The 20,206-nt window shown below is 61.5% G+C and carries 20 protein-coding genes; 17 read left to right on the plus strand and 3 right to left on the minus strand.

Going from position 1 to position 20,206, the window contains the following annotated elements; translation table 11 throughout:
- Positions 1 to 5 precede the first annotated feature (5 nt).
- Positions 6 to 608, minus strand: coding sequence for an amino acid synthesis family protein (locus OVA00_RS35155; protein WP_060519031.1), 603 nt, complete (start codon positions 606 to 608; stop codon positions 6 to 8).
- On the opposite strand from OVA00_RS35155, the gene OVA00_RS35160 reads away from it, so the two are divergent.
- The 10 genes from OVA00_RS35160 (at position 547) to OVA00_RS35205 (ending at position 11,622) form a co-directional block, all read left to right on the plus strand.
- Positions 547 to 1,908 carry an amidohydrolase gene (locus OVA00_RS35160; protein WP_268090706.1) on the plus strand — a complete coding sequence of 454 codons (1,362 nt, stop codon included), beginning with the start codon at positions 547 to 549 and terminating at the stop codon, positions 1,906 to 1,908. The two genes, OVA00_RS35155 and OVA00_RS35160, sit on opposite strands and share 62 nt — an antisense overlap.
- Positions 1,909 to 2,079: 171 nt before the next feature.
- Positions 2,080 to 3,882, plus strand: coding sequence for a helix-turn-helix domain-containing protein (locus OVA00_RS35165; protein WP_268090708.1), 1,803 nt, complete (start codon positions 2,080 to 2,082; stop codon positions 3,880 to 3,882).
- 180 nt (positions 3,883 to 4,062) lie between these two features.
- Positions 4,063 to 5,058 (plus strand): flavin reductase, encoded by a 996-nt coding sequence (locus OVA00_RS35170; RefSeq protein WP_268090709.1) that lies wholly within the window; start codon positions 4,063 to 4,065, stop codon positions 5,056 to 5,058.
- Between the two features lies 1 nt (position 5,059).
- Positions 5,060 to 6,574, plus strand: a complete 1,515-nt coding sequence (locus tag OVA00_RS35175) for an aldehyde dehydrogenase (RefSeq protein WP_060519039.1) — start codon at positions 5,060 to 5,062, stop codon at positions 6,572 to 6,574.
- A gap of 34 nt (positions 6,575 to 6,608) precedes the next feature.
- On the plus strand, positions 6,609 to 7,685 hold the full coding sequence (locus tag OVA00_RS35180; protein ID WP_090300637.1) for an LLM class flavin-dependent oxidoreductase: 1,077 nt from the start codon (positions 6,609 to 6,611) through the stop codon (positions 7,683 to 7,685).
- A 2-nt stretch (positions 7,686 to 7,687) separates the two neighbouring features.
- On the plus strand, positions 7,688 to 8,497 hold the full coding sequence (locus tag OVA00_RS35185; RefSeq protein ID WP_090300638.1) for an alpha/beta fold hydrolase: 810 nt from the start codon (positions 7,688 to 7,690) through the stop codon (positions 8,495 to 8,497).
- Positions 8,490 to 8,879 (plus strand): carboxymuconolactone decarboxylase family protein, encoded by a 390-nt coding sequence (locus tag OVA00_RS35190; RefSeq protein ID WP_268090710.1) that lies wholly within the window; start codon positions 8,490 to 8,492, stop codon positions 8,877 to 8,879. The genes OVA00_RS35185 and OVA00_RS35190 overlap by 8 nt, the downstream gene beginning before the upstream one ends.
- A gap of 139 nt (positions 8,880 to 9,018) precedes the next feature.
- Positions 9,019 to 9,849 (plus strand): transporter substrate-binding domain-containing protein, encoded by an 831-nt coding sequence (locus OVA00_RS35195; protein ID WP_060607905.1) that lies wholly within the window; start codon positions 9,019 to 9,021, stop codon positions 9,847 to 9,849.
- A 58-nt stretch (positions 9,850 to 9,907) separates the two neighbouring features.
- On the plus strand, positions 9,908 to 10,882 hold the full coding sequence (locus tag OVA00_RS35200) for an amino acid ABC transporter permease (RefSeq protein WP_034799945.1): 975 nt from the start codon (positions 9,908 to 9,910) through the stop codon (positions 10,880 to 10,882).
- Positions 10,879 to 11,622, plus strand: coding sequence for an amino acid ABC transporter ATP-binding protein (locus OVA00_RS35205; RefSeq protein WP_034799947.1), 744 nt, complete (start codon positions 10,879 to 10,881; stop codon positions 11,620 to 11,622). Before OVA00_RS35200 ends, OVA00_RS35205 begins: the two co-directional genes overlap by 4 nt.
- Here OVA00_RS35205 and OVA00_RS40155 read toward each other — a convergent pair.
- Positions 11,546 to 11,821, minus strand: coding sequence for a helix-turn-helix domain-containing protein (locus OVA00_RS40155; RefSeq protein WP_082566333.1), 276 nt, complete (start codon positions 11,819 to 11,821; stop codon positions 11,546 to 11,548). The genes OVA00_RS35205 and OVA00_RS40155 overlap by 77 nt on opposite strands.
- 6 nt (positions 11,822 to 11,827) lie before the next feature.
- The gene (locus OVA00_RS35210; RefSeq protein WP_060519046.1) at positions 11,828 to 12,652 is read right to left on the minus strand and encodes an IclR family transcriptional regulator; all 825 of its coding nucleotides are present in this window, start codon (positions 12,650 to 12,652) and stop codon (positions 11,828 to 11,830) included.
- Between the two features lie 335 nt (positions 12,653 to 12,987).
- Between OVA00_RS35210 and OVA00_RS35215 the strand changes: the two genes are divergently transcribed.
- The 7 genes from OVA00_RS35215 to OVA00_RS35245 are packed head-to-tail and all read left to right on the plus strand — an operon-like array spanning position 12,988 to position 19,646.
- Positions 12,988 to 14,046 carry an ABC transporter ATP-binding protein gene (locus OVA00_RS35215; RefSeq protein ID WP_268090712.1) on the plus strand — a complete coding sequence of 353 codons (1,059 nt, stop codon included), beginning with the start codon at positions 12,988 to 12,990 and terminating at the stop codon, positions 14,044 to 14,046.
- Positions 14,046 to 14,918, plus strand: a complete 873-nt coding sequence (locus tag OVA00_RS35220) for an ABC transporter permease (RefSeq protein ID WP_034799957.1) — start codon at positions 14,046 to 14,048, stop codon at positions 14,916 to 14,918. Before OVA00_RS35215 ends, OVA00_RS35220 begins: the two co-directional genes overlap by 1 nt.
- Before the next feature lie 4 nt (positions 14,919 to 14,922).
- Complete coding sequence (locus OVA00_RS35225) at positions 14,923 to 15,717, plus strand: ABC transporter permease (protein WP_060607891.1); 795 nt, start codon at positions 14,923 to 14,925, stop codon at positions 15,715 to 15,717.
- A gap of 12 nt (positions 15,718 to 15,729) precedes the next feature.
- Entirely contained in the window at positions 15,730 to 16,038 is a 309-nt protein-coding gene (locus OVA00_RS35230; protein ID WP_268090713.1) for a (2Fe-2S)-binding protein, read from the plus strand.
- Positions 16,031 to 17,434, plus strand: coding sequence for an FAD/NAD(P)-dependent oxidoreductase (locus tag OVA00_RS35235; RefSeq protein WP_268090714.1), 1,404 nt, complete (start codon positions 16,031 to 16,033; stop codon positions 17,432 to 17,434). The genes OVA00_RS35230 and OVA00_RS35235 overlap by 8 nt, the downstream gene beginning before the upstream one ends.
- The gene (locus tag OVA00_RS35240; RefSeq protein ID WP_268090715.1) at positions 17,431 to 18,573 is read left to right on the plus strand and encodes an NAD(P)/FAD-dependent oxidoreductase; all 1,143 of its coding nucleotides are present in this window, start codon (positions 17,431 to 17,433) and stop codon (positions 18,571 to 18,573) included. The genes OVA00_RS35235 and OVA00_RS35240 overlap by 4 nt, the downstream gene beginning before the upstream one ends.
- A 17-nt stretch (positions 18,574 to 18,590) precedes the next feature.
- Entirely contained in the window at positions 18,591 to 19,646 is a 1,056-nt protein-coding gene (locus tag OVA00_RS35245) for an ABC transporter substrate-binding protein (protein WP_268090716.1), read from the plus strand.
- Positions 19,647 to 20,206: the final 560 nt, after the last annotated feature.

The raw sequence follows: 20,206 nt of genomic DNA on the forward strand, positions 1-20,206 counted from the left end.
CTGCGTCAAGCGCTTCCGAGCAATGCCGCCTTTTCTGCTTCCATCTCCGCGATGTCTTGAAAACGGTCGGCGATGCGCGCGTGCGCGCGACCGCTATCGGCAGCGCCGATAGCAACGATGATCTCGTCGGGGCCGGGGGCGTCGGCGATCTGGAAGTTGGCGGTAAGGAAATGCGATCGTTTGCCGTTCTCACTCTTGTGCATCATCGGCAGCGACAACAGAGCGCCCGGCGCATTACGAGTGTTGGCAAATTCGAGGTAGTTCGTGCCGCCGATCGCTTCGCGGAAGGGGTTGCCGAAGCGCAGCGTGTGGATCATCGCCGAGGCATGTTCGATCTCACCGGCGATGCCGACGGCCGCGGCCTTGCCGCAAGCCTCGACCTTATCCGCAGGCATCTGGCGGAGCAGCCGGCCCGTCATCTCCTGGCTAAGTTCACCGGCGATGCGAGTGATTTCCGGCCGCAGATCTTCGACAAAGCCTCGCCCTGCCCAGGGGTTCTGGATCACTGCAGCCACCAAGACGACGTTGACCGGGCGCGGCGCTATCTTGCCGCCTTCGATAAGGGTTTCTTCCAGGAAGGTGCAAATTTTTCGGATGCCGAGTGTCATTGGGAGGCCGCTGATAGTGGAAACTTGCGACAACTTACCGGCTCGCCTGGGTATTTCTTCCTCTGTTTCGAGGAAGTGGGCACCGGTCGTTGCTGCAAAGACAAGGAGATCCCCGCGTTGTCATGAGACACGGACGGCAAAGCGTCTGGCGGCAGAATTGGAGAAGCTTGGCTTCGAGGTGACCGTCGGCTTGGGTGCGGGTACCGCTCTCGTCGGTGTCTTTAGGAATGGCGACGGCCCGACGATCATGCTGCGAACCGAACTCGATGCGCTGCCGATGGAGGAAAAGACCGGGCTCGATTACGCCAGCCGCGTACAGGTGCCGGCAACCCAATGGCCTGGAAACTCAGATGAGACGGCAAAGGTCTTTGTCGCCCATAGCTGCGGCCATGATATCCATATGGCGTCATGGCTTGGGGCGGCCCAATTGCTGGTCGAGATGAAGGATGATTGGCATGGAACGCTGCTCCTCGTCGGTGAGCCGGCCGAAGAAATCGGCGGCGGCGCAACGGCCATGCTCAAGGCCGGCCTGTTCGAGAAGTTTCCGAAGCCAGATTTCGGCTTCGCCATGCACGTGAACGGTGATCCCGCCGGCAAAATAACCGTGAAGGACGGTGCCTTCAGCGGAAACTCCGATACGTTCGACTTGACCTTCAAGGGTCGCGGGGCGCATGGCAGCGCTCCGCATCTCTCGATCGATCCGATCGTCCAGGGGGCCCGTTTCGTCACCGATATCCAGGCTGTTGTGAGCCGTGAGAAGGATCCGCGCGAACCGGGCGTGATTACGGTCGGAAGTTTTCAGGCGGGGACTGCGGGCAACATCATCCCCGATCAGGCCAAGCTGAAGTTGACCATGCGTTCGACCACGCCGGAGACGCGCAAGCTGCTGCTGGAGGCGATGCAGCGCGTCGCCAGGACGACGGCGCAATCGGCCATGGCGCCGGAACCGGAACTGCTGCGCATCGGCGGCGGCGCTGTGGCCGGCACGAACTCGTCAGAGCTGATCGGCGACGTCAGGCCGGCATTGGATGCGTCCTTTGACGGCGTCGTCTACGTCCCGACCGCGGTCCAGCCGACGTTGGGCGTCGAGACCTATCCCGAGTTCATAGAAGCAGGCGTGCCTTCCATTTTCTATTGGGTTGGCGGGACCTCACCCGAACAGGTTGAAAAAGCCAGCCAAGAGAACAGGCCCGTTCCCTCCAATCATTCGCCATTTTTCGCTCCGGCCCCGGAGACTTCCATCAAGACGGGGGCGAAGGTTCTGGCGATCTCAGTGCTCGAAAAAGCCGGCGTTGACTGAAGCCTGAATGGGATAGCGGCTTCGAGGTCATCGCCAGTTCGATGACCTCGAACTCGGCGTTGAAGATACTACCTTTCATAGAAAGTTTGGCCGAAGATATCCATCGAAACGAAGTAGACTTGTCCACTACCGGCGCGCATGTTGATTGATAGAAATCAAGAGGCGAGGCAGTTGGATCAGAATTCCCGGATATTGTCGCTCCGCGACATCGCGAGCCAGATTAACAGCGGTAGCGATCTTCAGACGGCATTGCAGCAGCTCATCGCCGCTGCATGCCGCCATGCGAACTGGGCCCTAGGCTCAATCATGGGGATCGACGCTGCGCATGGGTACGCCTATGTCATCGTGCGCCATGATCCAACGCTGATCGAGCGGCAGCTGCCCGACAAGTGGGAGCTGGCGACCAGCCCCTCCCTGATCGCCTTGCAGCGCAATGAGCCCGTCTATATCAGGGACGCGCGTGCGTCGGGCGAGTTTCCGGGCTACAGAAAAGAGGCCTTCGAGCGCGACTATCGAACGGTGCTCGTCATGCCGATGAACTGCAGGGATGCTGAGGGCCGCCCGATGGTGCTCAGCGTCATCGCCCGCGAGGTGACTGAAGTGTCGGAGGACGACCTTGCTTTTCTCGGCACGATCATCCACCTCGGCGCCATCGCCGTCCAACGGGAACACCGTCTCGAAGCTGAGAAGCGATCCGCCCAGCGGCTGGAACGCGCGCTGGAGGCGCATACGTCGCTGCTCGAACATGTGTTGAGCGACGGGTCGGTCGCATCGCTTTCCAGCATGGTTGGGAAGATGTTGCCGAACCCGGCCGTCGTCGTTGATTTCACGGCCAATCAGGTCGTTGCTGGCCGGTCGCCGAATGCGCTTTACGACGAGGCTGGTTGGCAGCAGGCGGCCGCTACCGTTCTTAGCCGGCCGCTGATGAAGGCGGCCCGTGATGCCGTCGAGCGCGGGACGGCCGACGCCGTGAGCCTCTACCTCGACGACGGCACGCAACGGTTCAAAATAACGGCCCGCATCGAAGCGCTGATGGTCGACAATCAACTGGTTGGGGCGCTCATCATTTTCCCGACGACCCGCGAATTCAGCGATCTCGATCTCCTGATGCTCGACAGCGCCAAGTTTGCATTGAGCGTGCAGATGATGCGAAGCTTCATCCGGTTTCGCTTCGAGACGCGGACGCAGACCGAACTCTTTTTCGAGATCGTGGAGGCGCGGTGGCGTAATGCCGGTGATGTCGCCCAGCGGGCTCAACGGCTGGGGCTCAGCTTCTCAACGCCTCAGCAGATGATCGTCGTCGATTTTCCGGATAAGACGAAGGCATTTGGCGGCGCTTCTGTCGATGTGGAGCACACGCTCTCGCGTGTCATGCAGCAGGCATCCGTCCAGGCAAACCTGATCGCGGTCGAGGGCGGCGTCGTCTGCCTCGTCCCTCATGATACGGGTAAGCGGCAAGAGCGCACGACAAAGCTCGCGCGGCGTATCGCCGAGGAACTCGGCCGCTATTTCGACGAGGCACCTATCGTCGTCGCCAGCAATCGGTGTGCGGCCCTTTCGGACTATCCGCCAGCCTGGGAGCGCTGCGCCCGGATGATCCGCATCGGGCGTTCATTCGGCCTGACCGGGGCGGTCTCCGCCCAGGATTTCGGCCCGCTGCCGATGCTGGTCGCCGCCTGCGAGGCGGGCGACGTGCGCGGCTTCGTGCAGGAGAGCGTGGGCGCCATTGCCGATCACGACCGGGACAACGGTACTCCTTACCTCGAAACCCTGTCGGTGTATCTGCAGGAAGGTTGCCGAAATCAGGCCTGTGCCGATGCTATGGGCCTGCATGTGACGACGCTGCGCTATCGGCTGGCGCGCATCCAGGAACTGTTCGGCGTCGATGTCGAGACGCCGGAAAAGCGCTTTGCCGTCGAGCTCGCGATCCGCCTGCACGGCGTCATCGACAACCGCTCTACCGCCAGCAGCTAGCTTATCTTCATCGGCCAAGTATCGCCTTTTGACCTCGTCGCCACCGATCTTCTGCGCCTTTGATCGTCTCCTCGGGATCGATGGAGAAGTTCCTTCGCTCCTCCTTTGAAGCCATGGAAGCATTGTCGCCATCACGGCGTTAGCCTCCAACCAACTTGATGGTGAGGAGGCGAGAAGCGCATGGTTGAGACAGCAGCATCGACGGACGTGCCGATTGATCCGATTGCGCTTCGTCGCGCCTTCGGCACGTTTGTAACCGGTGTCACCGTCATCACCACCCGCGACGAAGATGGCACGCCGCGTGGAATGACGGCGAATTCCTTCACGTCGGTTTCGCTCGATCCGCCGCTGCTATTGGTCTGCGTCGCGAAATCCGCGTCGAGCTTTCCTGCCTTCACGAATTCGGGATGTTTTGCGGTCAATATCCTCCATGAAGGACAGGTCGACGTCTCGGGAAACTTTGCCTCGAAATCCCCCGACAAATTCCAGTCGGTGACCCACGATCATATCCACACGGGCGCGCCGGTCCTGACTGACAGCCTGACCTGGTTCGATTGCACGACTTACAACACCGTGGACGCCGGCGACCATGCAATCCTGATCGGCCAGGTTCGCGCATTCGGCACCAGTCCCACCGCACCGCTCGGCTTTTGCCGCGGCCGCTATGCCAGTGTGAAGGACCCGCTGCCAAACGGCTGGCTTGCGTCGCATGGGATGATCATCGGCTATCTGATCGAGGCCGGTGAAGGCTTGCTGCTGCGTTCGGATGGCAAGGGCGGCTGGGTTCTGCCGTCAGCACGGCGCCGCAAAGCCGACAGCCAGCTCGTCATCGACGGTGGCGACGCGCTCAGCCTCGTCCCGGACGAGACCTTCCTTTACTCGGTCTTCGATGTCGCCGACAGCGATCCGGGCTACCTGGTCTATCGCGCACGGCTGGCGGGTGAGGGCGGCGCCGGCACGAGCCTGCCATCCGATCTGCGCTTCTTCCCGCTCGACGATCTTCCTGACGATACGATCGCGACGCACGAACTGCAGTCCATGTTGCGCCGCTACGTGCGCGAGCGGCAAGCCGGCCGGTTCGGCATCTACATGGATTCCGACGATGGCGGCCGTGTGGCGATGATCGACGGCGAAGCTCGCACCTGGCTTCAGACCTCCCAAGACCAAGGACAATGAAATGAAGACGACGGTCAATTCCATCGAGGGTTCGCGCCAGTTGCTGTTCATCGGCGGCCAGTTCGTGGCACCGAAGAACGGCAACTACATCGCCAGTTTCGACCCGACGACGGGCGAGCCCTGGTATCATTTTGCTGAAGCAGGTGCGGACGATGTCGGGGCAGCCGTCGTTGCTGCCGCCGCCGCCTTCCGCGACCCGGCCTGGCGCCGCATGACGCAGACCGATCGCGGCGCGCTGATGCGCCGTCTCGCCGAACTTGTTCGCGCCAATGCCGATAGGCTGGCGGAAATCGAGACGCGCGACAACGGCAAGCTTCTCAAGGAAACCCGGGCGCAGATGCGCTCGATGCCAGACAGCTATCACTATTTCGCGGGCATGGCCGACAAGCTGCAGGGCGAGACCATTCCAATCAATCGTCTCGATACGCTGAACTTCAACCTGCGCGAACCCTTGGGCGTCGTCGGCATGATCACGCCGTGGAATTCGCCGTTGATGCTTCTGACCGGCACGCTGGCACCGTGCCTTGCAATCGGCAATACGGTCGTCATCAAGCCCTCGGAACACGCGACCGCCTCGACCTTGGCGCTTGCGGAACTGATCCACGAGGCGGGCTTTCCCGCCGGCGTCGTCAATGTCGTGACGGGTACGGGCCAGAGCGCCGGTGAGGCGCTGACGCGTCATCCTGGCGTTGCGAAATACGTCTTCACAGGCAGCACGGCCACCGGCCGGCGCATCGCCGGCAACGCCGCGCAGAACCTTGTTCCGTGCTCGATGGAGCTTGGCGGCAAGTCGCCTCATGTCGTCTTTGGTGATGTCGACATCGAACATGCGGTCAACGGCGTCGTCTCCGGGGTCTTCGCAGCCGCTGGCCAGACTTGCGTTGCCGGCTCCCGCTGCTTCGTCGAGGAGCGCATCTATGATCGCTTCGTTGAGGCGCTCGTCGCCCGAACGCAACGCATACGGGTCGGTCTCCCGGCGGTCGAGGACACCGACATCGGTCCGCTCGCGCTCGCCGATCAGCTCTCCAAGGTTGAATCCTACGTGGCCTCCGGCGTCAAGGAAGGGGCGCGCGTTGCCGCCGGCGGGCGGCGTCCGCAGCGGCAAGGGCTTTCGTCAGGGGGCTGGTATTTCGAGCCGACAGTGATGGTCGATGCGCAAAACGACATGACCTTCATGCGCGACGAACTCTTCGGTCCGGTGGTCGGCGTCATGCCGTTCCGCGACGAGGAAGAGATGATCCGGCTCGCCAACGATACGCGATACGGCTTGGCTTCCGGCATCTGGACAAAGGACATCGACCGGGCGCTGCGGTTCGCCAACCGGATCGATGCCGGGACCGTCTGGATTAACACCTACCGCTCCGCGTCTTTCATGTCTGCCAACGGCGGCTTCAAGGAAAGCGGCTACGGCCGGCGCGGCGGGTTCGAGGTCATGCACGAGTTCTCGCGGTTGAAGAACGTCATCGTCGACTACTCCGGCGCGATGCAGGACCCCTTCGTCATCCGTCTGAAGTGACAGCAAAAGCACGGGCACAGGAAAGGCAGAAAACATGAAGTTCGCAGTCTCCCTCACGATGGAACGCTTCTCCCCCGATACTCCGATGGAGCAGGTCAAGAGCAACTTGCTGCAACTCGCGCGGCTTGCCGACGAAGGCGGCTTCGAAACGCTGTGGACTGCAGAACACCATACGCTGGAATGCACGATCTCCCCCAATCCGTTCCAGACGCTGGTCTGGCTCGCGCAGCACACGGATCGCATCCGGCTCGGCACCTCCACTCTGGTCGCGCCCTATTGGAATCCCATCCGGCTCGCCGGCGAGTCGGCGCTCTGCGATCACCTGACCAATGGCCGCCTTGAGTTCGGGATCGCGCGCGGTTCCTACCAGTACGAGTTCGACCGTATGGCGGGTGGTATTCCGCAGCAGGAGGGGGTGGCCTACATGAAGGAGATCGTGCCGGCCGTGAAGAAGCTCTGGTCCGGCGACTATGCCCATGAGGGACAATACTGGAAGTTTCCGGTCACGGCGGCAGTGCCGAAGCCGCTGCAGCAACCCCACCCGCCTATCTGGGTGGCGGCGCGCGATCCCGGAACCTTCGACTGGGCGATCGCAAACGGCGCCAGTATCCTATCGACGCCGCTCTCCGCGCCGGAAGCCGAAATCCACGTGCTCTCCGAGAAATTTCGCAAGGCGGTCGCCGATCATCCGGAGGTGCCGCGCCCGCGCTTTATGATGCAGCGCCGCACCTGCGTCTACGACCGGCCGGATGGGTGGGAACGTGCCGTCAAGCACAGCATGGACTACGGCCGCGCCTTCGAAAACCTCATGCAGAACATCGGCACGGTGCACAACGGCTTCCCCGAGGCAGTGCCCTACGAAGCGGTCAAGGGCAAGGACAACTACAATCCGGACAACATCCGCAAGAACCTGATGTTCGGCACGCCGGACGAAGCGATCGAGAAGCTGTTGGTCTATGAGGCCGCCGGTGTGGACCAGTATTGCCTGGGCCTGACCTTCAATCTGCCGTTCGAGCTGCAGAAGCGGACGCTGGAGCTATTTGTCAGCGAAATCATGCCCTTCTTCGCGGCCCGTGAGAAGGAACAGAAGCGTATCGCGGTGGGTGCCTGAACATGGCAGGAGCTCAGCGCCATACCGTCGGAGAGGTGACGCTCAACTACCGCATCGAGGGAGAAGGCGAACCGCTCGTCTGCATCCACGGCGTCGGCTCCTATCTCGAAGCGTGGTCGGGCGTGGTCGAACGCTTGAAGGACCGGTTCACGATCCTGACATTCGACCTTCGTGGTCATGGCCGCTCCAGCCGGGTCAAGGGCCGCTACGAGATCGACGACTTCGTCAACGAGACGCTGGGGCTTGCCGACGCAGCGGGCTTCCCGACCTTCAATCTTGCAGGCTTTTCGCTGGGCGGCCTGATCGCCCAGCGTCTCGCTCTGACCCACCTTGGACGTCTGCGCAGGCTGGCGCTCTTGGCGACCGTCGCCGGCCGCACGCCGGCCGAGCGTGAGCGGGTTCTCGACCGCCTCGCCGCCCTCAGAGACGGAACGCCTGCCGACCATCACAATGCCTCGCTGTCGCGCTGGCTGACGGAAGAGTTCCAGGAGAACAACCCGCAGGTGATCCAACGGCTAAGGGCGCGGGATGCCGAAAACGATCCCGACTGCTACGCGGCAGCCTATCGTGTGTTGGCGGAAACGGATTTCGGCGGCTTTCTCGACCAGATCCGATGCCCAACGCTGATTGCTACCGGCGAAGACGATGCCGGCTCCAACCCGCGCATGGCGCGCTACATGCACGAGCGCATTCCCGGGTCCGAGCTTCGTATCCTGCCGGGCCTTCGCCATTCCATCTTGATCGAGGCGCCCGACGTCGTGGCAACGCTGATGGGCGAGTTCATGAGCCAGGGGGAGACGGTCGATGGATGAGGCACTGCGAGCAAGGGGAGAGGCCATCCGGCGCCAGGTGCTCGGCGATGGCTATGTCGATGGGGCAATCGGCAGCAGCGATGCCTTCTCGCGGCCCTTTCAGGATCTGTTGAACGAACATTGCTGGGGCACCGTCTGGACGGACGAAAGCCTCGATCTGAGGAGCCGCAGCCTACTGAACCTCGGAATGCTTGCAGCGCTCAACCGCATGCACGAATTCGGCGTCCACTTTCGCGGGGCGATCCGCAACGGTTTGACCGACGAAGAGCTTCACGCAGCACTCGTCCAGATCGCGATCTATTGCGGCATTCCCGCAGGCGTCGAAGCGTTCCGTGTGGCCCGGCGCGTCCGCGACGAGATGGCTGAAAAAGGAGAGCGCTGACTTCCACGTTTTTTAGGAAGGGGCAGCGCCGCGCTACCTCGTATCGCCGGAAGACGGATGGCGGGCTCAGAACTCAAGATCAACCCGATGGCAGGAAGAGGACCCTGTCAAAAACCAGAACGAAAAAGGGAACGACAACATGAACACATTCGCAAAACTCACCGCGGCGGCATCGTTTGCCTTGTCGCTCGCGATCGTTCCGGCCCACGCCGGTGCCGTACTCGACCACGTGCTCGATGCAAAGACACTGAAGGTAGCGACCGACGCCAACTGGGCGCCGCAGTCCTTCATGAACGAAAAGAACGAGATGGACGGCTTCGATGTCGATGTCGCCAAGGAACTCGCCAAGCGGTTGGGTGTCGGTGTCGAGTTTGTTACCCCCGGCTGGGACATCATCACGGCCGGCAATTGGCAGGGGCGCTGGGACATGCATGTCGGCTCGATGACGCCGACAAAGGAGCGTGCCAAGGTCTTCGATTTCCCGGCCGTCTACTACTACACCCCGGCCGCCGTGGCCGTGCACAAGGACAGCCCTGTGGTCGGCCTGATCGATCTGGACGACAAGGTCGTCGGCGCGACGGCGACGTCCACCTTCGAAGCCTATGCCAAACAGGATCTGACCCTCGACGCTGCTGGCGCACCTGCCTTCGAATACACCTTCAAGCCGAAAGAGGTGAAGTCCTACGCCAACTCGACGACCGCATTCGATGATTTGCGCCTCGGTGACGGCGTGCGGCTCGACGCAGTCGTATCCTCGCTGCCCAGCATTCGCGACGCAATCAAGGCCGGCTATCCGATCAAGCAGGTTGGCGACCCGGTCTTTTACGAACCGCTCGCAGTCGCCGTCGAACACGGCGACAAGGAGCTGAGCGACAAGATCGCCGAAGCGATCAAGGCGATGCAGGACGATGGCACGCTGAGCAAGCTGTCGGAGAAATGGTACGGCGTCGACTACACCGTCGTGAAGTAAGGCAGCCATGTCTGGCGGTCCGGGCAGCCGGACCGCACGTTGTCCAAAGGGACCAAAGATGCTTTATCCGGATACTGTCGAGTCCGAAATACTCGTCCACAAACCATGGTTCGTGGCCAGCATGTTCGCTGCCGTCCTCATTGCCTTCACGGCCTTCGGCCTGACCGGCACAACGATGGGCGAATTGATGCGGCCAGTGATCGGCGAGCCGCTCGAAAGCGGATTCTACGGCCGCTTTGCGACCGCCTTCGTCGTGGCGGTGCTCTTCTGCCTCAACATCGTCCTGATCGGCTTTGCGAGCCTCAGGGTCCAGATCGTGGTCGTCTGGCTCGAGTTGCTGGCGCTGTTCCTCGCCTTCTTCCAGACCTTCGATCTCAGCCTGCCCTTTATAGAGGAAAAGTTGCCGTTCCTCATCACGCAAGGGCTGGTGACGACGGTCTATGTTTCGGCGATCTCGATTGTGATTGCCTCGGCGATCGCCATCCTTGGCGCCGTGGCCAAGCTCTCGACCAACGGCTTCGCCTATGCGATTGCGAGCTTCTACACGTCCTTCTTTCGCGGTCTGCCGCTGTTGATGCAGGTTTATCTGATCTATCTCGGCCTGCCGCAGCTCGGCTTCATCATCGACGCGGTGCCGGCCGGTATTCTGGCACTTTCGCTCTGCTACGGCGCATACATGACGGAAATCTTCCGCTCCGGCATCCAGAGCATCGACCGCGGCCAGTGGGAGGCGTCGCGCTCTATCGGCTTCGGCTTCGGGCTGACGATGCGCAAGGTCATCCTGCCTCAGGCGTTGCCGGTCATCATCCCGCCGACCGGTAACCAGTTCATTTCCATGCTGAAGGACAGCTCGCTGGTCTCCGTCATCGGTGTCTGGGAGCTCATGTTTCTCGCACGAACGCTTGGCCAGAAGACCTTCCAGCATATGGAAATGCTCATATCGGCCGCCATGCTCTATTGGACGATGTCTATCGTTCTCGAGCTGATCCAGTCCCGCATCGAACGTCACTATGCCAGGAGCAAGGTCAGATGAGCGCCGAGACCATCATCGACGTCAAAAATGTTTCCAAGTGGTACGGCGCCTTCCAGGTGCTGACCGACATCAACCTGACGGTCCGCAAGGGCGAACGCATCGTGATTTGCGGTCCGTCCGGATCCGGCAAATCTACCTTGATCCGGTGCTTCAACCGCCTGGAAGCGCACCAGGAAGGTGAGATCGTCGTCAACGGCATCAACCTGCATCCGAAGATGCGCAATGTCTCGGATGTGCGCCGCAACGTCGGCATGGTGTTCCAGCACTTCAACCTTTTCCCGCACATGACCGTGCTGATGAACTGCATGGTCGGACCGATGTGGATCAACGGCGTGCCGGAAGCGGAGGCGCGGGCAAGGGCGCTCACATTCCTCGATCGGGTACGCATCCCGGAACAGGCCCACAAGTTTCCAATCCAGCTTTCCGGCGGCCAACAGCAGCGCGTCGCGATCGCGCGCTCGCTCTGCATGCAGCCGGCCGTGATGCTGTTTGACGAACCGACATCCGCGCTCGACCCCGAGATGGTGTCCGAAGTCCTTGATACCATGACGAGCCTGGCAAAGGACGGCATGACGATGGTCTGCGTCACCCACGAGATGGGGTTCGCCAGGGCCGTCGCAGATCGCGTAATCTTCATGAACTCGGGACAGATTCTCGAGGAGGCTAGGCCCGATGATTTCTTCGACAATCCAAAACACGAGCGGACCAAGCTGTTTCTCGGTCAGATCCTGAAGCATTAGCTCGGCGCCCAACAGTTTCAGCTACCAGTTGATGCTCGTTGGTGCGTTCTGATGCGCGGAACGCGCTCGGCGTGTCTCCGAACGCTTTGCGAAACTCACGCGAGAAGTGCGCTGTGTCCGCGAAGCCTGTGATATTTGCAATTTCCATCACAGTCAGCGAGCCCCCGGAAAGCAGGTACCGCCCGTAGTTCAGTCGCAAAAAGGTTCAGCCCTTCTGCGCGGCCCGCAAGGCGGAGGCCGGATAACGTAGGGTCGGGTCGAAAGGATTGAGCTTACTGCTGATCGCTTGCGCCTCTGCCTTCAAGAGATCGGTGATCGTGCCGCTTCGCGTTTCCGTCAGGCGCGATGCCAGCGTGCCGATGCTCAAGGAGGCGACGGCGATGCCGTTGCGGTCAAGAACCGGCACGCCGAGCCCGGCCATGCCCTCGATCATCTCGAAGTTCATCTGGGCTGCGCCGATCCGCCTGACCTCCTCGATCTTGATGCGCAGGTCCACCTCGTCGATCGCCGCCCGGTCCATGATGCGAGGCATATTGAACTTGATGATCGCCTCGCGTTCTTCCTCTGGCAGGTGGGCGAGGATGGCGATGCTGCCCTGGCCGATGCCGAGCGGCACCTTGCCACCGATGTCGCCGGTAAAGGAGCGGATCGGGAAGGGACCCTCGACGCGGTCGAGGCAGATTGCGTCAAAATTGCTGCGCACCAGCAGAAAGACCGTGTCGTTGAAGGTGGCGGACAGCCTCAAGAGCGACGGCCGGGCGATGTCGAGGATGCCTTCTCGCCGGCGCGCCTGCGAGGCGATCGAGAAGAACTCCAGCGACAGGCGGTAGGATTTCCCCTCTGGCATTTGCTCGACGAGGCCTTCGGCAATCAGGGTCTTCAATAGCCGATGCGCCGATGGCTGGCTGAGATTCAGCCTCCGCGCGAGATCGATGACCCGCACACCCTCGCTCGCGTTATCTGCGAGGTCTTTCAGGATGTGGATCGCCTTGGTGAGGCTGGAGCTTCCGGCGTTCTCTGATTCCGACATTTGCGAAAATCTTTCAAAATCTGCGTGGCGTAATTCCGTATATCGGATTTTTCTAACAAAAAATTCCGAAATAGAAAATTGCATTTGTGTTTTTCGTCAATTTCCTGGAGTTAATTCACACAAGCCTTCTTCAAGGGGTGGATGTGCCAGACGTGAATAGCCGAGAGGCTATTCCGAGCGCGAAACCGTGCCTTTATCGGTGCACTCGCGTACGCCGGAGATCTCAACGCCTGAAGGAAGGTTCGATGGTTGACGACGTGTCGCAGCCGCCGGGATCGCCGACAAGAAAAATGGGGCAGGCGATCTCAGGGGTAGCGACCCAGGGGAGAATGAGCATGAGTTTCCTGAACCTTGAGAAGGTCTCCAAGTTTTATGGATCGGTCGCAGCCGTTCATGATTTCGATCTGGCGGTCGAAAAGGGCGAGTTTATCTCGCTGCTCGGGCCCTCGGGCTGCGGCAAGACGACGACCCTGCAGATGATCACCGGGCTCGTGCGTCCCTCCTCGGGCACGATAACCATGGGTGGGCGCGACATCACTCATTTGCCGCCGCCGCAACGCGAACTGGGCGTAGTCTTCCAGAGCTATGCGCTCTTCCCCCATATGACCGTGGCGCAGAATGTTTCCTTCGGCCTCGAAATGCGCAAGGTCGCAAAACCGGAGCGCGACAAACGGATCAAGGAGACCCTGTCGCTGGTCCATCTCTCGGCGCTTGCCGATCGCTACCCGCGCGAGATGTCGGGCGGGCAGCGCCAGCGCGTGGCGATTGCCCGGGCGCTTGTCATCAATCCGCCGGTGCTTTTGCTTGACGAGCCGCTATCGAACCTCGATGCGCAGCTTCGCGAGGAGATGCAGTTCGAATTGCGCCGCATCCAGCAGACCGTCGGCATCACGACGATCATGGTGACCCATGATCAGGCTGAGGCGCTGTCGATCAGCGACCGCGTCGTCGTCATGGAGAAGGGGCGCATCACCCAGGTCGATACGCCTTACGAACTCTATGAGCATCCCCGCAACGACTTCATCTCGTCCTTCGTCGGCAAGTCCAACTTCATGTGTGCGACCTCGTCCTTCAACGGCAAGGGCGCGTCGATCAGCATCGACAACACGCCGATCCGCTTCAACACCGACCGCCGCGAGCCGGATGGCAAAGTCTCGATCTTCATCCGCCCGGAAAAGCTCCGGTTAACCGAGCCGGGCGAGGGCCAGATCCAGGGCAAAGTGACGACACGCTATTTCATGGGGAGCCAATGGCTGGTCAGCGCCGAGACACCGGCGGGCGTTCTTGCCGTTGCGGTTCCCAATCTCGGTGCGCCGCCGCCGATGGAAGGCGAAACCGTTGGGCTTGCCTGGCAGAGTGCCGATTGTCGTGTGCTGGCGGGAGCGGCCAAGTGATGAGCGCCGCTACCTCCGCCATCAAGCCGCGCCAGCTCGCGCCGTTGGCTCTTTCCGGGCCGACCACCTTGTTCTTCATCGGCCTCGTGCTCTTGCCGCTTCTGTTGACGGTGATCCTCTCCTTCAACAGCTATGACTATACCGCCGGGATCCAGAGCGACTTCACCTTCGCCAACTACCTCACGGTGTTGCAGGACGAATATTATCTCTCGACCTTCTGGCGGACATTGCGGCTTGCGCTTCTGACGACGGTCATCACGGTGGCGATCGGTGTGCCGGAGGCCTACGTGCTCTCGAACATGCGCAAGCCCTGGCGGTCGATCTTCTTGCTCGTGATCATCGGCCCGCTGCTTGTTTCTGTGGTGGTGCGCACCTTCGGCTGGAGCATGCTGCTCGGCAAGAACGGCTTTGTAAACAGCGCGCTTGCCATTGTCGGCCTTGACCCGGTGCAGCTTCTCTACACCGAGACGGCGATCGTCATCGGTCTCGTCCATATCATGCTGCCGTTCATGGTTATCCCCGTCTGGACCGTTCTGCAGAAACTCGACCCGACGGTCGAGGCGGCAGCGCTCACCCTCGGCGCCTCGCGCTTCACCGCCCTTCGTCGCGTCGTCTTTCCGCAGGCGGCTCTCGGCATCCTCTCGGGCAGCCTCATCGTCTTTGCACTCTCGGCAAGCTCGTTTGCCATCCCCGGCCTGCTTGGCGGCCGGCGGCTGAAAATGGCGGCAACACTTGTCTACGACGAGTTCCTGATCGAGCTGAACTGGCCGCTCGGTGCGACCATCGCGATCATCGTGCTTGTCGCCAATCTCGTCATCATGCTCGCCTATAACCGCCTCATCGAGCGGCAGGCGAAGCGCAAGCTGGGTTGAAGCCATGCAGAGAAACGGACCTATCGCTCTCGCATTCCATAGCCTTGTCGTCGTCTTCATGCTGGCGCCGATGGTGGTCGTCTGCCTCGTGGCCTTCACGCCGGAAAACACCCTGGCGATGCCCTGGAATGGGCTGTCGCTACGGTGGTTCAAGGCGGTTTTCCATCATGCCGACTTTATGTCGTCCTTCGGCAACAGCGTAAGGCTCGCCCTGCTGTCAGCCACCATCTCCACCGTTTTTGCGGTTCCGGCGGCGCTGGCGATCACCCGCTACGATTTCCGCGGCCGTGAGGCGCTGAACGCGCTCTTCCTGTCGCCACTGATCATTCCGCACCTTGTCCTCGGCGTCGCTTTCCTGCGTCTCTTCTCGCTGATGGGCATGGGCGGGTCCTTCGGTTGGCTTGTCGCCACCCATGCGATCGTCGTTACCCCCTATACGCTGCGGCTGATCCTGGCGTCACTCACCAGCATGGACCGCAATGCCGAAAATGCGGCGCGCACGCTGGGGGCTGCGGAGTGGACGGTGTTTCGCCGGATCACCATGCCGCTCATGCTGCCAGGTGTCAGCGGCGGCTGGTTGCTCGCCTTCATCAACAGTTTTGACGAGCTGACCATGTCGATCTTCGTGACCTCGCCGTCGACGGTAACGCTGCCGGTCCGCATGTACATGTACGCAAGCGAATCCATCGATCCGATGATGGCGGCCGTTTCGACGCTCATGATCGGACTCGCCACCGTTACGATGATCATCCTCGATCGCCTGTTCGGTCTCGACCGGCTGCTTGTGGGCAAGGGCTGATATCCGATGTCGATGAACCCGTTACTCCGGCGGCGCTACCGCCTGGACGAGACACTCGTGCCCTTCACATTGAACGGGACGGCCCAAACCGGGCGCCGTGGCGACACGGTACTGACGGCGATACTCTCGGTGAGCGGTCGCCTGAGACAGAGCGAATTCACCGGGGAGAACCGGGCCGGCTTCTGCCTGATCGGCGCCTGTCAGGATTGTTATGTGATGACGGCGCAAGGCAGCCGCGTCCGCGCCTGCAGCACCGCCTTGCTCACGGGCATGGCTTTCATCACCGATCTCGGCGCGGTGTCGGAGACGGCCCATGATTGAGCCGTTGCAGCCCGTCATCGTTGGCGCCGGACCGGCGGGCATACGCGCCGCCGAGCGCCTCGTGCGCGCAGGTCTCAGGCCGATCGTGCTTGACGAAGGTCTGCGCGCTGGCGGGCAGATCTATCGACGCCCGCTGATCGACGACGGTCGATCCTATCGCAGCCGCTATGGTTCGGAAGCCGGCAAGGCAAGAAGGTTACACGAGGCTTTCGAGGCACTCTTGCCTGCGATCGACTATCGCCCCGAAACGCTGGTCTGGAATGTTTCGGCGGCTGAGCACGGCAATCAGCTCGATGTCCTTTTGGCCGGCGTGCATCGGCAGATCGGCTTTTCGCAACTGATCCTGTGCACCGGCGCGACCGATCGCGTGCTGCCATTTCCGGGATGGACGACGCCTGGAGTTTACACGCTCGGCGCCTCCCAAGTGGCGCTGAAAGCCCAGGGCTGCACAATTGGCGACCGCATCGTCTTCATGGGCTCCGGTCCGCTGCTCTACCTCGTTGCCTGGCAATATATGAAGGCCGGCGCGTGCGTGGAGGCGGTGCTCGACACAGCACCCATCACGTCGAAGCGACACTTGCTGTCGCTTGCCATCCATGCGCCGCGCATCGTCGGGCTTGGTGTTTTCTACGGGCTCCAGCTCCAGCTGGCCGGCGTGAAGATCCGCAACGGCGTGCGGCCGGAGGCGGTCCTCGGGACGGGCCAGGTCGAGGGTCTTCGCTTCCGTCGGCGGGCAAGCAAAGGTGAGGTCGTCGAGACGGTATCCTGCGACGCGCTCGCCTACGGTTTTGCCCTTCGTCCAGAAACCCAGCTTGCCGATCTTGCCGGCTGCCGTTTCTGTTTTGACGAGCGCGATCGCGTGTGGCTGCCTGAGCGAGACGCCATGGGGCGCACTAGCCGGGCCAACGTATACGTTGCCGGTGACGGCAGCGGAATTGCCGGCGCCGATGCGGCGGAAGTCTCGGGCGAGCTCGCCGCGGCCGCTCTGCTCGAGGATGCGGGGAAAGCATCAGCGGATGGAGCGCGCCTGGTGGCGGCTCGCGAAGCGATCCTGCGGCAGCGTGATATCCTCGAACGTGCCTTTCCCTTCCCGGTTGATTGGTTCGAGACGGTCCCGGAAGAGACGACGCTGTGTCGTTGCGAGGAGATTACCATTGCAGAAGGACGCCGCGCCATTGCGAGCGGCTCCATCAGCGAGATCAACCGCCTGAAGGCGCTGAGCCGGGTCGGGATGGGACGTTGCCAGGGGCGCATGTGTTCCGCCGCTGCCACCGAGTTGTTAAGCGGGCTTTGTGGTGTTTCGCCCGGTGAGGTTGGTCGCCTTCGCGCTCAGGCGCCGGTCAAGCCGATCCCGCTTGGTTTCGGTGCTGCCGTAGAAGCGGAGGCTCGGTCATGAGCTGGCGCATCTGCGTCGACGTCGCGATCATCGGCGGCGGGCTGGTCGGCAGCTCCGCAGCACTTGCCATGCGTAAAGCGGGGCTTTCAGTCGCCCTCATCGATAGGGGCTATTGTGGCGCGCAGGCGAGCGGGGTGAACTATGGCGGCGTGCGCCGGCAGGGCCGGCCCCCCGAACAATTGCCTTTGTCGCAGCGCGCACACGGTATCTGGCCGCAACTCAAGGCAATGGTCGGCATCGATGCCGAGTACATGCGCTCCGGCCATCTGAAGCTCGCCCGCACGGAAAAGGATTTCGCCAAGCTCGAAGCCTATGCCCAGACGGTTCGGGACTATGGGTTGGGGCTTGAGCTCGTTGCCGGTTCGGCGTTGGCGCCCCGGTTCCCCTGGCTTTCCGTCCAGGCAGTCGGCGCGTCGCTCTGCCCCGATGACGGTCACGCCAATCCGCGTCTCGTTGCGCCCGCCTTCGCAAGAGCCGCCGAGCGCGCGGGCGCGATGGTACTGGAGCAGACGCCGGTGCGCGACGTCGTCGCGACCGGAAATGGTTTCAAGATCCTCGCCGGCGACGGCATCGAGATCCGCTGCCAACAACTGGTCAACAGCGCCGGTGCCTGGTCCGACCGCTTTGCCGCGAATTTCAACGAGCCTGTACCGCTGACACGTATCTATCCCTCGATGGTGGTCACCGAACCTCTGCCATTGCGTCTGCCCGTCAGCATGGGTGAACAGGGCGGCAGCTTCTATGGCCGGCAGGTGGCGCGCGGCAACTACGTCATGGGGGGCGGCCGCGGCCTGCCGCTTGGCGATCCCGACTATTCGCGTCCGTCGGTGACGGCTGCGTCCTCCGTCATGCAGCGTGCAATCACGCTCTTTCCGCATCTGGCTGAAGCCCAGGTCATCCGCTTCTGGTCCGGAACCGAGGCGGAAATGCCCGACGGCAACCCGGTGATCGGCCCGAGCGAGACGACATCAGGCCTCTTCCACGCCTTCGGCTTCTGTGGCGCCGGTTTTCAGACCGCGCCCGCCGTCGGCGAAGTGCTCGCAGAACTCGTCACCGCGGGCCGCAGCACTACGCCGATAGACGCCTTTTCCATTGGCCGCTTCCGCAAGGTGGCGGCCGAAACTGCAGCCTCGTTGTAAACAGAAAGGGGAATACCATGATTGACCAACGGCTTACCAAAACCACGGCCCTCGCACTGCTGGCGTTCGTTATGCAGCAGAATTGTGCCTCGGCGGAAACCAAGACGCTCTACATCGGCATGAACGGCGGAAACTTCGAACGCGCCTACACCGAGCACGTGCTGCCGCCTTTCGAAAAGGCGAACGACGTCAAGGTCGTCGTCGTACCCGGCACATCCGCCGACATCCTCGCCAAGGCAACCGCCGCCAAGGACAATCCGCAGATGCATGTCATGCTGCTTGACGATGGCGTAATGGTGCGCGCCATCGGCGGCGGTCTCTGCCAGAAGATTGCTGCTGATCCGGTGCTTGACCAGATCCAGATGGCTGCCCGCCTGAAAGACGACATGGCGATCGGCGTCGACATGGGCATGACCGGCCTTGCCTATAACAAGAAGCTCTTCGACGAGAAGGGCTGGCCGGCACCGACCTCGTGGATGGACATGGCCGATCCCAAATTCGAAAACGCCGTCGTGTTCCAGTCGGCTTCCGCATCGAGCTTCGGCCTGCACGCCTTCCTGATGTTCAACCGCATCCAGGGCGGCGACGAGACCAACGTTGAACCGGGCTTCGACAAGTTCTCCGATACGATCGGCAAGAACGTCATCGAGTTCATCCCGAGTTCGGCGAAGATCTCCGAAATGGTGCAGACCGGAGAGGCAGCGATCTTCCCGCTGACCCCAACGGCCGTCAACAACCTCAAGGACAAGGGCATTCCAGTGGAATACGCCCAGCCGAAGGAAGGCTCCGTGGTGCTCGCCGTCACCGAATGCGTGATCGCCAACAACAGCGAACCGGAACTCAGTCAGAAGCTCGCCCACTACCTGCTTTCCGCCGAGGCACAGAGCCTGGCGCTCGACCACGGCAACATCATCCCGTCAAACATCGACGCCAAGGCCGGCACAGATGCGGCAAACGCGAAGCTCTCGACGTTCAAAGCCAACATGGAGACCGCCAAGGTCCTCGATTGGGATGCGATCAACCAGAACCGGCAGGAATGGAACAAGCGCTGGAACCGCATGATCGAACGGTAGGTGTGGCGCGAACGCTCATCGCACCGCCAGGCGCGCAGGCGCATGGCGGTGCGACATGGGTTCCTAGGCAAACCAACCGGCCAATCCAGTCAACGAGGGCGCGAACTTGGTGGTGGCGCGCTTGCTTGACCCAAGAACAATGTACAGAGAACCGGTTTAGCGTACGGCGTGCGCACAACGAAAATGAGCCTCCGCAGGGGGGGCGGAGGCTCACGCGCGAAAATATTGTCAGTAACAAGTTTTATAAATATCAAGCAGTTACACGGAAACATGAACCGTAAACGCAGCGGCGGCTGCGTCGAAATTGGGTAGCGGTGTGTGCAAATGCAGGTGCAGTTTGCCAATCGTGATACCGCATAGCAACTCACCCAAATGGACATTATGCGTAGTACCTTGGGCTTAGCCAATGATGCGACGCGACCGCTAGAAAAATCGCGTAACGTTCGTCGGGAACGTTGCGGTATTGCTCCGCCACGTAATGATTGCGATGTTGCTGTGAGGCATCGGCACTCATAATATGTAGACTGAAACGATCAAATCTTCGGGGAAATGCGAAGCGA

This window comes from Ensifer sp. SL37 (genome assembly GCF_026672675.1).
GTDB lineage: Bacteria > Pseudomonadota > Alphaproteobacteria > Rhizobiales > Rhizobiaceae > Ensifer > Ensifer adhaerens.